The 13,564-nt window shown below is 54.0% G+C and carries 13 protein-coding genes; 10 read left to right on the top strand and 3 right to left on the bottom strand.

What is annotated here, in order from left to right; all coding sequences use genetic code 11:
- The 9 genes from B2R48_RS18995 to B2R48_RS18955 all read left to right on the top strand — a co-directional run.
- Positions 1-225 (top strand): site-2 protease family protein (locus B2R48_RS18995; protein ID WP_297003482.1); only part of this gene is annotated, 225 nt, incomplete at its 5' end.
- Between the two features lie 26 nt (positions 226-251).
- Positions 252-2,546, top strand: a complete 2,295-nt coding sequence (bamA, locus tag B2R48_RS18990) for an outer membrane protein assembly factor BamA (protein WP_414716202.1) — start codon at positions 252-254, stop codon at positions 2,544-2,546.
- Positions 2,546-3,124: an OmpH family outer membrane protein gene (locus B2R48_RS18985; protein WP_062954617.1), complete on the top strand. Its 579-nt coding sequence runs from the start codon at positions 2,546-2,548 to the stop codon at positions 3,122-3,124. Before bamA ends, B2R48_RS18985 begins: the two co-directional genes overlap by 1 nt.
- Complete coding sequence (gene lpxD / locus B2R48_RS18980) at positions 3,124-4,143, top strand: UDP-3-O-(3-hydroxymyristoyl)glucosamine N-acyltransferase (protein WP_213473298.1); 1,020 nt, start codon at positions 3,124-3,126, stop codon at positions 4,141-4,143. Before B2R48_RS18985 ends, lpxD begins: the two co-directional genes overlap by 1 nt.
- Positions 4,144-4,154: 11 nt before the next feature.
- Entirely contained in the window at positions 4,155-4,604 is a 450-nt protein-coding gene (gene fabZ, locus B2R48_RS18975; RefSeq protein ID WP_062954621.1) for a 3-hydroxyacyl-ACP dehydratase FabZ, read from the top strand.
- Positions 4,605-4,606: 2 nt separating this feature from the next.
- The gene (gene lpxA / locus B2R48_RS18970; protein WP_062954623.1) at positions 4,607-5,410 is read left to right on the top strand and encodes an acyl-ACP--UDP-N-acetylglucosamine O-acyltransferase; all 804 of its coding nucleotides are present in this window, start codon (positions 4,607-4,609) and stop codon (positions 5,408-5,410) included.
- 13 nt (positions 5,411-5,423) lie between these two features.
- The gene (locus B2R48_RS18965) at positions 5,424-6,254 is read left to right on the top strand and encodes an LpxI family protein (protein WP_297003475.1); all 831 of its coding nucleotides are present in this window, start codon (positions 5,424-5,426) and stop codon (positions 6,252-6,254) included.
- Complete coding sequence (gene lpxB, locus B2R48_RS18960; protein ID WP_297003474.1) at positions 6,244-7,410, top strand: lipid-A-disaccharide synthase; 1,167 nt, start codon at positions 6,244-6,246, stop codon at positions 7,408-7,410. Before B2R48_RS18965 ends, lpxB begins: the two co-directional genes overlap by 11 nt.
- Before the next feature lie 136 nt (positions 7,411-7,546).
- A complete protein-coding gene (locus B2R48_RS18955; RefSeq protein WP_213473295.1) occupies positions 7,547-7,987 on the top strand; it encodes a VOC family protein in 441 nt (146 codons plus the stop codon).
- Between the two features lie 100 nt (positions 7,988-8,087).
- Here the strand turns inward: B2R48_RS18955 and B2R48_RS18950 are convergent, their stop codons facing one another.
- Positions 8,088-9,395 carry a citrate synthase gene (locus B2R48_RS18950; RefSeq protein ID WP_213473294.1) on the bottom strand — a complete coding sequence of 436 codons (1,308 nt, stop codon included), beginning with the start codon at positions 9,393-9,395 and terminating at the stop codon, positions 8,088-8,090.
- Positions 9,396-9,506: 111 nt separating this feature from the next.
- Positions 9,507-10,913 carry a glutamate--tRNA ligase gene (gltX, locus tag B2R48_RS18945; protein ID WP_297003470.1) on the bottom strand — a complete coding sequence of 469 codons (1,407 nt, stop codon included), beginning with the start codon at positions 10,911-10,913 and terminating at the stop codon, positions 9,507-9,509.
- Positions 10,914-11,222: 309 nt separating this feature from the next.
- Between gltX and B2R48_RS18940 the strand changes: the two genes are divergently transcribed.
- On the top strand, positions 11,223-13,193 hold the full coding sequence (locus tag B2R48_RS18940; protein ID WP_297003468.1) for a ComEC/Rec2 family competence protein: 1,971 nt from the start codon (positions 11,223-11,225) through the stop codon (positions 13,191-13,193).
- 90 nt (positions 13,194-13,283) lie between these two features.
- On the opposite strand, the gene B2R48_RS18935 is transcribed toward B2R48_RS18940, so the two are convergent.
- Positions 13,284-13,564, bottom strand: a 281-nt coding sequence (locus B2R48_RS18935) for a LexA family protein (RefSeq protein WP_297003467.1), incomplete at its 5' end; no start/stop codon positions are given.

Raw genomic sequence — 13,564 nt, 5'->3', positions numbered from 1 at the left:
ATCAGCCTTGGGTTGATCAACCTGATGCCTGTTCCGGTTCTGGATGGTGGTCATCTTGTGTTCTACGCGATTGAGGCAATTCGCGGTAAGCCATTGGGGGCAAAAGCACAAGAATATGGTTTCCGTATTGGCGCGGGTTTGGTATTCAGCTTAATCATTTTCGCAACGTGGAACGATTTGACGCAATTGGGTGTCTTCAGTTTCCTCAAAGGACTTGCTGGCTGATGAATGACAGCAACAGGGGGGTTAACTTGCTGCGTAAGGTAAAAGCGGCAGTGGTCATTGCGGCCCTGCTTGGCGGAACGGCGCCATTGATTGTTCCTGTGGCTGTGCATGCCCAGTCAGGTATCATTCGCGACATCGAAGTCGAAGGCAATAACCGTATCGAAAGCGCAACGGTGAATGCCTACCTGACCGTGGCCCCCGGTGACTCCTACGACATTCAAAAAATCAACAGCTCGCTGAAGGCTCTGTTCTCGACCGGTTTGTTTGCCGACGTGTCCTTTTCCTTCAATCAGGGAATATTGCGGGTAAACGTTGTTGAAAACCCGATCATCAACCGGATTGCCTTTGAGGGTAATCAGCGCCTTGACGATGAAACACTGGGTGCGGAACTGCAGTTGCGCCCGCGTGTTGTTTACACACGTACCAAGGTTCAGGCGGACGTTCAGCGTGTTCTTGAACTCTATCGCCGCAGCGGTCGTTTCGCCGCCACCGTGGAGCCGAAGGTCATCCAGCTTGATCAGAACCGTGTCGATCTGGCCTTTGAAATCGACGAAGGGGACGCAACGGGCATCCGCAAGATCAACTTTGTGGGTAACAAGGCTTTTGATGACGGCGAGCTTTCCGATGTGATTCGCACGACCGAAAGTGCCTGGTGGAAGATCCTGACCGCTGACGACAACTATGACCCGGACCGCGTGACTTTTGACCGCGAATTGCTGCGTCGTTTCTATCTTGCGGCTGGCTACGCCGATTTTCAGGTCCTGTCATCTGTTGCCGAACTTACGCCAGATCGTTCTGACTTCTTCGTGACCTATACGGTAAGTGAAGGGCAGCGCTATCAATTTGGCGAGATCAATGTTGTTTCACAGATCGACAAGATTGAACCTGAAACCCTGATGCCGCTGATCGAGATCGAAAGTGGTGAATGGTATAACGCGACACTCGTTGATGATGCTGTGGATGCACTGGCCGATCGTGTCGGTGACCAAGGCTACGCCTTCATTGATATTCGACCGAATGTAGAGCGCAACCGCGAAGCTGGTACGATTGACATTACCTTCAACATTGCCGAAGGCCCAAAAGTCTATGTCGAGCGCATCAATGTTGTCGGGAACGTCCGAACCCTTGATGAAGTGGTCCGTCGAGAGTTCCGACTGGTCGAAGGCGATGCCTTTAGCAGCTCCAAAATGCAGCGCTCCAGACAACGCATTGAAAACCTGAATTTCTTCAAGTCGGTCGATGTGAAAACGCTGCCTGGATCCTCGCCCGATCAGACCGTGATCGAAGTTGATGTCGAAGAAAAATCGACTGGCGAGTTCTCCATCGGTGCAGGCTACGGAACGGATAACGGGGCATTTGGTCAGCTTGGTATTCGTGAACGTAACTTGCTTGGTAAAGGCCAGGATCTGCGCTTGAACTTCACATTGGGTTCAACCGACCAGCAAGTAGACCTTTCCTTTACAGAACCCTATTTCCTGGATCGAGAAATCGCGGCAGGCTTCGACCTCTATCGCCGCGAAGAAGATAACCAGGACGAAAGCTCGTACGACGAAGAGCAGACCGGTGGTCGTCTTCGTGCCGGATTCCGCTATAACGAGGAACTGTCGCATTCCTTCCGTTATACCCTCGAGAGCAACAGCTATTCGAATATTGATGCAGCTGACGCGTCGCGGCTTCTCTTGGCGGAAGAAACTGATTTTGTTGAATCCGTGATAGGCCATACTCTGACCTATGATGAGCGCGACAGCACGATTTCACCGACCGAGGGCTATTTTGCCCGACTGTCGAACGATGTTGCTGGGCTTGGCGGGGACGAATCCTATCTGCGTACGCGCGTTGAAGGCGGTTACTACTACCCGCTTGACCGTGAACACGAGTGGGTTCTGTCGACCCGTGGCGCCACCGGGTACATCTTTGGGTTTGACGACGATACCCGGATTTCCCAGCGGTTCATGGTCGGTGGCGCTAACCTGCGTGGTTTCGAGGCAGCTGGTGTCGGCCCACGTGATATCGCGACTGGGGATGCGTTGGGCGCGAAAATGTATTACACCGGTTCAGTGCAAATGGACTTCCCGCTTGGCACACCTGACGAGTTTGCCCTGACGGGTCGTATTTTTAGTGATTTCGGCTCCAGTCAGGATGTTGACGGCGCACGGCCGGGCGAGATTTACGATACCGGAACGCTGCGTAGTTCGGTTGGTGTTGGCGTTGGCTGGGAATCTCCGTTTGGCCCGATTGGTGTTGATATCTCTCAGGCCATCACAAAAGAAGATCACGACAAAGAGGAAATGTTCCGACTTAACTTCGGAACCAGATTCTAATGCATATGATCAAAACTCTACGTAATCTGCTGGTTCTTTCTGCCCTGTTTGGTTTCACCGCACACATGTCTGTTGTGCAGGCCCAGGAACCAAACCCGGACAACTTTGCCTCTGTGATGATTGTTGATTTTGCCGGTATCATGCGCGAAGCGTCTGCCATGCAGGATGCCCGTAAGCAGATCCGCGACCGTCAGGTTGCCTATCAGCAGGAAATCGAAACCCGCGAACAGGCCCTGCGCGAGGAAGAAAAACAACTCGCTCAGCAACGTACACTTCTGGCCGCTGACGTTTTTCAGGGCAAGCAAAAGCAATTTCAGCAAAAAGTTGCTGACTTCCAGAAATTTGCCCAGGCCCGAAGCCGCGTTCTTGATCAGGCCCTGGCCGAAGCACAGTCACGGTTCTCACAGGCACTGAATGAAATTATCGGCAGCATCGCCGAAGAACGTGGTGCAAACCTTGTTCTTCATCGTGGGCAGGCCGTTCTGTTTGCAACATCAATGGATGCCAGCAAGGAAGTTTTCGAGCGCGTAAATGCCGAAATCCCAACCATCACGGTTGAATTCAAGGAAGGCTCCTGATGGCGGATGCGCGTTTCTTTAGCCGTAAGGGACCATTCAGTGTAGCCGAAATCGCTGCGCTAACGGAAACAACTCCGGTAAACGCTCCCGATGAATCCCGGGTGTTTCAGGACGTCTCGCCGCTACAGAATGCCGATAGCGAAATTCTGAGCTTCTTTGACAATCGCAAGTACCTTTCCGCTTTCGAAAGCAGCAAGGCCGGTGCCTGCTTTGTCCGCCCGGAATTTGCAGAACGTGCCCCCGAAGGCATGGTTTTGTTTACCACCAACGACCCTTATCGTGCCTATGCAAAGGCCGCGACGGCCTTCTATCCGTTTGAAACCGGCAATGGCGTTGTTTCCGATCATGCTGTGATTGATCCGACGGCCAAGCTGGGCAACGGTGTACAGGTCGATGCTGGTGCCGTGATCGGGGCCAATTGCGAAATCGGTGACGGTACGATCATCGCATCAAACGCGGTCATCGGTGAAGGTGTCGTTATCGGTGCTGGATGTAAGATTGGTGCCAATGCTTCGATCAGCCACAGCCTGATCGGCAATCTGTGCCTGATTTATCCGGGTGCGCGCATCGGGCAGGACGGTTTTGGCTTTGCAATGGGGCCGCAGGGCCACGTCAAGGTCCCGCAGTTGGGCCGGGTCGTCATCGGCAACGACGTTGAAGTCGGCTCAAACAGCACTATTGACCGTGGTGCAGGCCCGGATACGGTGATTGGCAATGGCTGTCGTATCGACAATCTGGTGCAAATCGGCCATAACGTTGAGCTGGGCATGGGGTGTGTCGTCGTCTCGCAAGTCGGGATTTCGGGATCAACCAAGCTTGGAAATTTTGTCGTGCTTGCTGGTCAGGCAGGCATTACAGGGCACCTTGAAATCGGCGATGGCGCGAAAGTGGCAGCCCAGTCAGGTGTCATGAAAAATGTGGGGCCGGGGGAAACAGTGGGTGGAAGCCCCGCCGTTCCGGTCATGGAATATCATAAACAGACGGTCGCCTTGTCGCGTCTGATACGAAAAAAGAAATAAGGGCTACACACATGACCGAACTGGTAAGTGTCGATATCCAGCGCATTCTGGAAATGATTCCGCATCGCTATCCGTTCCTTTTGATCGACAAGGTCATCGACATCGAAACCGATGTCCGTGCCACCGGTATCAAGAACGTGACGATGAACGAGCCGCAGTTCACCGGCCATTTCCCGCAGCAGCCGATCATGCCGGGTGTCCTTATCATTGAAAGCATGGCGCAAACCGCGGCTATTCTGGTGGTACAAACGCTTGGTGCGGACGCAGAAGGCAAGCTGGTCTATTTCATGAGCATCGACAATGCCCGTTTCCGTAAGCCGGTAACTCCGGGGGACGTCATGCACATCCATGTGACCAAGAAACAAAGCCGTGGTCCGGTCTGGAAGTTCGAAAGCCAGGTCAAGGTCGACGGTCAGGTCGTGGCCGAGGCCACCATCGCCGCGATGATCCGGGATAGCTGATAATGTCAAAAGTGCATCCAACCGCCGTTGTCGAAGATGGCGCGCAGATTGGTCAGGATGTCGAAATCGGGCCCTATAGCGTGGTCGGTCCGAATGCTGTCTTGGGTGATGGTGTCAAACTGCACAGCCACGTTGCTGTCGCGGGTCACACGACCCTTGGCGATCAGTGCGAAGTATTTCCGTTCGCCTCTGTCGGTCACGCACCGCAGGATCTGAAATTCAAGGGCGAGCAGAGCCGTCTGATCATTGGCAAGCGTACCAAGATCCGCGAAGGTGCGACCCTGAACCCCGGCACCGAAGGTGGCGGCATGGAAACCACCATCGGTGATGATTGCTTGCTGATGACCGGGGCCCATGTCGGCCATGATTGCCACGTGGGAAACCATTGCATTTTGGTCAATAACGGGACGCTCGCCGGTCATGTGCTGGTAGAGGATTTCGCGATTGTTGGTGGCCTGTCGGCCGTGCACCAGTTCGTCCGAATTGGCAAACACGCCATGATTGGCGGTATGACCGGTGTTGAAAGCGACGTCATTCCCTACGGTTCTGTAATCGGTAACCGCGCGTATCTGTCGGGTCTGAATATTATCGGACTGAAACGCAGGGGTTTTGATCGAGAAACCATCCATTCGCTGCGCAAGGCCTATCGTTTGCTGTTTGCGCAGGAAGGCACCTTGGCTGAACGTGTTGAAGAAGTCGCCAAAGACTTCGAAGGTGTTGGTCCGGTGATGGAAATCATCAATTTCCTCCAAGCGGAAAGCATGCGTTCCGTATGCACACCAAAATATGACAGCTCCGCAGGATAGTTCGCAGCCAAAATTGGGAATTATCGCCGGGGGCGGGGCGCTTCCCGCCCGTCTGGCGGCCGCCGCGATCACGGCCGGGCGCGATGTCTGTGTTGTCAAGCTGGATGGCTATGCTGATGATGCTGAACTTGATCGCTATCCGAATGTGACGGCGCGCTTGGGTGCAGCTGCAAAAATCCTTGATGCCATGCGTAACGAAAACTGTCAGGACGTTGTTCTGGCTGGCAAAGTCGCGCGCCCGAGCTTTTCATCTATCCGACCGGACTGGCGCGCAGCCAAACTTCTGATGAAAGTCGGCTCAAAGGCACTTGGCGATGACGGTTTGCTTAAGCTTGTGGGCAAAGAGCTGGAGCGAGAGGGTTTTCGCTTGCTTGGTGCTCATGAAATCCTTGGTGATCTTGCCGTTGAGGAAGGCGTAATTGGTTCAATTGCGCCAGATGAGCAGGCGATTTCTGATGCCCGCCATGGACTTGCCGTCGCCCGCACATTGGGTCAGGCCGATGTCGGGCAGGGATGTGTGGTCCAGCAGGGGTTGGTCCTTGCCCTTGAGGCGATCGAAGGCACCGATGAAATGGTCCGCCGCTCCGCCCGCTACAAACGCGATGGCGTTGGCGGTGTGCTTGTAAAGTCGGCAAAACCCCAGCAGGACAAGCGCCTTGACCTTCCAGCCATTGGCATAACCACAATTGAAGAAGCCCATAAGGCTGGTCTGCGCGGGGTGGCATTGCTGGCCGGCGGTACCATGATCATTGACCGCACGGCGGTCGTTGCCCGTGCCAACGAACTGGGGCTGTTTGTGGTCGGTCTTGCCCTTCCGGACAAGGAAGCCGCCAATGGCGGATGAAAAAACACCATCAGGCCCGAAGATCATGCTTGTTGCCGGTGAGGCATCAGGCGATCAACTTGGTGGTCGTCTGATGGCAGCGCTTAAGGCCAAGCAGGATAGTATCCAATTCATTGGTGTCGGTGGCCCCCGCATGGAGCGCGAGGGCCTAAAAAGCCTGTTTCCAATGAATGAAATGTCGGTGATGGGCCTGACCGAGGTCGTTCCGCATATTCCGCATTTGCTCAAGCGCATATCCCAGACCGCAGATTTTGCCAAATCCGAACGACCTGATGTCGTCATCACCATCGATGCGCCGGATTTCAGTTTCCGCGTCGGCAAGAAGCTCAAGGGGAAGGGTATTCCGCTTGTCCACTATGTTGCCCCCTCGGTTTGGGCGTGGCGCGAAGGCCGGGCAAAGAAAATCGCGGGTTTTCTTGACCACCTGCTTGCACTCTTGCCGTTCGAGCCGCCCTATTTTGAAAAAGAAGGCCTGCCAACCACCTTTATTGGCCACTCAGCCGTCGAAGAACGTCATGACGGGGATGCACAGCGCTTTCGCACCCAACATGGACTGAGCGCGGATAAAAAGCTTTTGGCGGTTCTGCCGGGAAGTCGTAACTCCGAGGTCAAACGTCTTCTGCCGGTCTTCAGGGATGTTATCGACGACATTGCGGCCAAATATCCCGACGCACGTATCGTGGTCCCAACCGTAAGCAAGGTGTCTGATACGGTGACCTCGGAAATGAAATCATGGCCGCTTGACCCAATTGTCGTGACATCCGATCAGGATCGTCACGATGCCTTTTCCGCTGCCAATTGCGCCTTGGCGGCATCAGGTACGGTTTCACTGGAACTGGCCATTGCCGGCGTTCCACATGTCATCGCCTATCAGCTCAATGCGGTGACAGGCTGGATTGCCAAACGTCTGATCAAGGTTGATACGGTTACGATTGTTAATCTGGTGCTTGCTAACAAGCTCATCCCGGAATTCCTTCAGGAAAACTGCAAGGCAAAGAACATCACACAGCACCTTGAGGCCCTGATGGCAGATGGTCCGGAACGCGCGGCCCAGATCGAAGGTTTTGACAAGGCCTGTACCTTGCTTGGGTTTGGGGATCGCCCGCCCAGTGAAAAGGCCGCTGATCAGATTTTGAAAATCATCGCCAAAAAATAACCTGTTACGGGTAGCGTCAAATCCCCATTGCAATTAGGTTCTGAGGGTCCAAACTCATTCACATGACCGCCCCGGCAACTGATATGTGAATGAGTTTGGACCCTAGCATTGATCAATTCATAACGGAGACCATGTTATGCGCTACCTGCACACGATGGTACGTGTCGAGAATGTTGATGAGTCGATGAAGTTCTATTGTGACCTTCTCGGCATGCAAGAGACCCGCCGCATCGAAAGCGAGCAGGGCCGTTTCACCCTGATCTATCTCGCTCCACCGGCAGATGTTGAAAGTGCAAAGGCCAACAAGGCGCCCGAACTTGAACTCACCTATAACTGGGATCCCGAAAGCTATTCGGGTGGCCGTAACTTCGGGCATCTGGCCTACGAAGTCGACGATATCTACGCTCTTTGCCAGAAGCTGATGGATGCTGGTGTTACCATCAACCGTCCGCCGCGCGATGGTCGTATGGCGTTTGTGCGCTCCCCGGATGGTATTTCCATCGAGTTCCTGCAAAAGGGTGACAACCTGGCACCGGCAGAGCCGTGGGCCAGCATGGAAAACACCGGCAGCTGGTAAATCCATAAATATCGCGGGGCAGGGGGAAACCTGCCCCGAACCATAAAAAAAAGGCCCGGAAACTTCCGGGCCTTTTTCTTGTCGATAGGTCTTGTGCGGCTTAGCGCTTGTCGACCGGAACGAACGGACGTTCTGCAACACCGGTAAACAGCTGACGCGGACGACCGATTTTCTGAGACGGATCTTCGATCATCTCTTTCCACTGGGAAATCCAGCCAACGGTACGTGCGACTGCGAACAGCACGGTGAACATGCTGACCGGGATGCCCATCGCCTTGAAGATGATGCCCGAATAGAAGTCGACATTCGGATAGAGTTTCTTCTCGATGAAGTACTCGTCTTCACGCGCGATGCGTTCCAGTTCCTGGGCAACGTCAAGCAGAGGATCCTGAATGTTGAGTTCCTTGAGAACTTCGTGACAGGTTTCCTGCATGACCTTGGCGCGCGGATCGTAGTTTTTATAAACGCGGTGACCAAAGCCCATCAGACGGAACGGATCGTTCTTGTCTTTCGCTTTTGCAACGAATTCCGGGATGTTTTTCACATCGCCGATTTCGTTCAGCATTTTCAGAACGGCTTCGTTCGCGCCGCCATGTGCCGGACCCCAGAGGGACGCGATACCAGCCGCAATACACGCGAACGGGTTGGCACCCGACGAACCGGCCAGGCGGACGGTCGAGGTCGAAGCATTCTGTTCGTGGTCAGCATGCAGGATCAAAATACGATCCATTGCCTTGGCCAGAACCGGATTGACTTCATAGTCTTCACACGGGTTGCCGAACATCATCTGCAGGAAGTTTTCTGCATAACCAAGTTTGTTGTTCGGGTAACGGAACGGCTGACCGATCGAATATTTGTAGGCCATTGCTGCGATCGTCGGCATTTTCGCAATCAGGCGATAAGCCGAAATCATGCGCTGCTGCGGATCATTGATGTCGGTGCTGTCATGATAGAAAGCAGACATCGCACCGATAACACCAACCATGATAGCCATCGGATGCGCATCACGGCGGAAGCCGTTATAGAAATTGCGCATCTGTTCGTGGACCATGGTGTGCATGGTAATGTCGTTTTCGAACTGGCTTTTCTCGGTGGCGTTCGGCAGCTCACCATAAAGCAGCAGATGGCAGACTTCGAGGAAGTCGGCGTTTTCTGCAAGTTCGTCAATTGCATAACCGCGGTGACGAAGGATACCAACGTCGCCATCAATATAGGTCAGTTCCGACTGGCAGGAGCCGGTCGAAGTGAAGCCCGGATCATAGGTGAAATATCCAGTTTCGGCATAGAGCTTGCGAATGTCGATGACAGACGGGCCTACGCTACCTTCAAGCACCGGCATCTCGATCGACTTGCCAGAAGCATTGTCGGTCAGGGTCACGGTGTGGGAAGTCTTGGAATTAGATGCCATGACTATTTTTTCCTTCCCTGTTTGAACGAACACGGTTTCAAGTTGGGTGCAGCATAATGCTGCGGCGCACCAAGCGCAAACGGGTTAATTGTTTTTCTTTATTCGCTGTTGTTATGCATCGAAATGGCGAATGCGTTTCAGCGTTTGTGTTTTGCCAAGCACAATCATTACTTCGAAGATGCCTGGGGATGAGTTGGAGCCTGTAAGCACCGCCCGCAAGGGCTGTGCAACTTTGCCAAGCTTTAACTCGAACTTTTCGGCGATGGCACGAACACTTGCGTCAACGTCCTCTTCCGTCCAGCTGTCAAGCGCTTCAAGACTGTTGGCCAGTTCCTTGAACAGACCTTCAGGTGCACCATCAATCAGGGACTGGGCTTTCTCGTTAACGGACATGACGCCATCAGTAACATAGAAAGCAGAAGAGTCGGCGAGCTCGGTGAGAGTCTTGGCCCTTTCTTTAAGGCCTGACATGCCGCTGATCAAGATTTCTTTTTGCGATGCATCAAGGTCGCTTACGCCAATTTTCTTGGCAATCAGCGGTGCGATCTCGTTTGCAAGGCGTTTATCATCGGCCTGGCGCAGGTAAATGCCATTCAGGTTGGTAAGCTTTGCGAAATCAAAACGCGCAGCCCCTTTGCCAACATCGGTGATATCAAACCATTCAATTGCCTGCTCGGTTGAGATAACCTCATCATCGCCATGGCCCCAGCCAAGACGCAGAAGATAGTTGTTGATTGCTTCGGGCAGGAAACCCATCTCATCGCGATAGGCTTCAACACCCAGCGCACCGTGGCGTTTTGACAGTTTTGCACCATCCGGACCATGGATCAGCGGGATATGCGCAAAGGTCGGAACATCCCAACCCATTGCATCATAAATGACTTTCTGGCGGAACGCGTTGGTCAGATGATCATCGCCGCGGATGACGTTGGTGACACCCATGTCGTGGTCATCGACCACAACCGACAGCATGTAGGTCGGAGTCCCGTCGCCGCGCAGGATCACATAGTCGTCAAGCTGTTCGTTGCCGACACGGACCTCGCCCTGAACCTGATCATTGATCACCGCATCACCTTCCTGCGGCGCTTTCACGCGCACCACAGGTTTGACACCTTCGGGTGCCTCGGATGGATCACGGTCACGCCAGGTGCCGTCATACTTCATCGGGCGGCCTTCTGCGCGGGCTTTTTCGCGCATTTCCGTCAGTTCTTCTTGCGAGCAATAGCAGTAGTACGCCTTGCCGGCATCCAGAAGCTTTTGGGCGACTTCAGCGTGGCGGTCGCGACGGGAAAACTGGAAGGTCGGTTCTTCGTCTGCGGTCAGGCCAAGCCAGTTCAAGCCGTCAAAAATGGCATCAACTGCCTCCGGCGTTGAACGTTCACGGTCGGTATCCTCGATCCGGAGCAGGAACTTGCCACCGGTATGTTTGGCATAGAGCCAGTTATAAAGTGCGGTGCGTGCGCCGCCGATATGTAGAAACCCGGTCGGAGACGGGGCAAAACGGGTAACAACCGTCATTCAATCTATCCGTTATTTGGATGTTGTCGCTTGTCCAATGGACTTTTGGCGTGCAGGCTATAGCACAAATGACACGCTGTTGCACCACAGCGGATGTTAGATAGAAACAATGCGGCAGGCGGGCTATTGGACATTCGTCGTAGGGTGGCAGGTAAAAATAAATTAATTCAAATGTTTGCAGTGTTTTTCTCGCAAATTAATTTTGTTGTTACAAGCCAAAGAAATAAGTGGTTTCTCTCTTCGGTTATCTTCTTTGGGTTGGGATGCGGCGGCTATTTCTTGCTTCCTGCGCGTGTTGGGCTGACACAGGTGGCGCTTGCTGTGATTCTGCTTTGTTGCGGTTTCTGGCTGTCGCGACGTCTGGCGGTTCTGGCCTTCGGGTTTCAGCTCCTTGCATGTCTTGCTCTTGGCGTCCTGACAAGTGCGATCCATACCGAAATGGGTCCCCGCGATATTCCCACAAAAACGCTATATGTAACCGACGTCACCGGAACGGTTATCGCGCTTGAACCAAGAAACGGCCGTATTCGGGCAACATTGGCACCGTCGGAAATCGAGGGTATCCCCCGTGATCGGCTTGGCTGGCATATTCGGCTCAGTTTTCTGGGCGACAGTGATCTTGCGATTGGCGACCTCGTGCGCGCAACGGCACGTGTCTTTCCGCTGCGCCCGCCATCTGTTCCCGGTGATCCCGATTTCTCGCGCAATCTGTATTTCAGTAATATCGGTGTCTCCGGTTTCGTTCTTGGACGGAAATTTGAAATTCTGGAAGAAAGGAATTCGTTAAATAACAATGTACTGCTAGGTGTAGTTGAGAGGTTTCGTCAATATATTTCCGCCACCATCAGTGATGAGATGACCGGTCCGGAAGCCGGAATTGCCAAGGCTCTGATCATCGGGGAGCGCGGTGAGGTAACTGCCAGCATTGCGGACAATCTGCGCAAGTCGGGCCTTGCGCATCTGTTGGCGATTTCGGGCCTGCATATGGGGTTGCTTTGCGGGACGGTGTTTTTCCTGATCCGTTTCGGACTGGCAGCCGTTCCGGCGATTGCCTTGCGGTATCCGATCAAGAAGTGGGCGGCAATGGTCGCGATGCTGGCGGGGCTTGTCTATCTTGGCTTGTCAGGGGCGACCATCCCGACCCAGCGGGCCTTCGTGATGCTGCTTGTTGTCTGGTTGGCGCTGCTGCTGGATCGCCGTGCCATATCACTTCGGCTTGTCGGAGTGGCGGCCATCGTGGTGCTGGTCCTGCGGCCCGATGCCGTTCTGGGGGCAAGCTTTCAGTTGTCCTTTGCTGCGGTCGGTGCGCTTATCGCTTTTTATGACGGGCCTGGGCGTCGCTGGCTGGATCGACAAGGCATGTTGTCCTGGTATGAGCGCGCAGGTCTTTATCTGGCCGGTTTGCTCCTGACCAGTCTGATTGTCACCGCAGTGACCGCGCCGATCATCGGATATCATTTCGGGCGCATTTCCATGTTGGGCATTTTTGCCAATCTGGTGGCCATCCCGGTAATGGCTTTTTGGGTGATGCCTTGGATTGTCCTGACCCTTGCACTCATCCCGCTCGGTCTGTCGGAATTATCGCTTGCAGCGATGAAGCCGGGATTGACCGTCCTGCTTCAGACCGCCGAACTGGTGGCGGAGCAAGACTGGGGCCTTTGGTACGTTTCGGGCCTTGATATGCTTGCTGTTGTGCTCGCGTCGTTGGCGCTGGCATGGATCATCATCTGGCGTGACAAGGCGATGATTTGGCCCGTGATCCCGGTGGTCCTCACTGCGATTGTTTTTCAGGGGATGCATGAAGAACCGGAAGTGTTGATCTCTGGGGATCGTGAAAGCTGGGCAGTTTACGATCCGGATGCCGAAATCCTGTATGTTTCAAATGGGCTAAGAGGCTTTCAAAAGGATATCTGGATGAGCCGCTTTGGCGTTCGACCGGAACATGAAGCAAGGCGGGTGAAAGCCTGCGACGATGACCCGTGTTATCTGGACATCACCAAAAGCGGAACAGCGTCGCCGATCATTCTTGCAGGCAACATCGCCAATCCGTTTTATGCCTGTCGCAATGCCGATATCGTCGTGAACCAACAAGCTGACCTGCCAGAAACATGTCACGATTCCGGTGCGCGTCTTGTGGTGGATGACGATGTACTATGGTGGCAGGGTGGTGCTGCAATCAAGTTGCCTAAAAGCGCGGGCCGCCAGCCCAGGATCACAACAGTGCGGGAAGATAGCGGCAATTGGCCCTGGATCATCATTGGTGGCAGAGCAGGGCGCTAAGCGTTTGAGTGGGCGACTCAAACCTCAGAAAACAAAAAAACGCCCGGTCAAAAGCACCGGGCGTTTTTAATCAGAATGCACTTTGGTAAATTAATACTGACGCAGCAGCCCAACAAGCCGGCCCTGAATCTGCACACGGTCCGGGGACAGGGCGCGTGTCTCATAGCGCGGATTGGCTGGCTCCAGAAGGACTTCACCACGCCCGCGCTTCAGGCGTTTCAGGGTGGCTTCGGCGTCATCAACAAGTGCGACCACGATGGTGCCATCATGGGCCTGCTCGCAACGCTGGATCAGGACGGTATCACCATCCAGAATGCCAGCCTCGACCATCGAATCACCCGATACTTCAAGCGCATAGTGATCACCGGTGC

This window comes from Thalassospira sp. UBA848 (assembly GCF_002295455.1).
Classification (GTDB): domain Bacteria; phylum Pseudomonadota; class Alphaproteobacteria; order Rhodospirillales; family Thalassospiraceae; genus Thalassospira.
Note: the sequence above shows the minus strand (reverse complement) of the source record. Positions and strands in the feature narration are given on the sequence as shown.

What these genes read in the sequence shown, in the direction of transcription:
- B2R48_RS18985 (WP_062954617.1), top strand. Translation starts at nt 2,546, where the DNA reads ATGCATATGATCAAAACTCTACGTAATCTGCTGGTTCTTTCTGCCCTG.
- lpxD (WP_213473298.1), top strand. Translation starts at nt 3,124, where the DNA reads ATGGCGGATGCGCGTTTCTTTAGCCGTAAGGGACCATTCAGTGTAGCC.
- fabZ (WP_062954621.1), top strand. Translation starts at nt 4,155, where the DNA reads ATGACCGAACTGGTAAGTGTCGATATCCAGCGCATTCTGGAAATGATT.
- lpxA (WP_062954623.1), top strand. Translation starts at nt 4,607, where the DNA reads ATGTCAAAAGTGCATCCAACCGCCGTTGTCGAAGATGGCGCGCAGATT.
- lpxB (WP_297003474.1), top strand. Translation starts at nt 6,244, where the DNA reads ATGGCGGATGAAAAAACACCATCAGGCCCGAAGATCATGCTTGTTGCC.
- B2R48_RS18955 (WP_213473295.1), top strand. Translation starts at nt 7,547, where the DNA reads ATGCGCTACCTGCACACGATGGTACGTGTCGAGAATGTTGATGAGTCG.
- B2R48_RS18950 (WP_213473294.1), bottom strand. Translation starts at nt 9,395, where the DNA reads ATGGCATCTAATTCCAAGACTTCCCACACCGTGACCCTGACCGACAAT.
- gltX (WP_297003470.1), bottom strand. Translation starts at nt 10,913, where the DNA reads ATGACGGTTGTTACCCGTTTTGCCCCGTCTCCGACCGGGTTTCTACAT.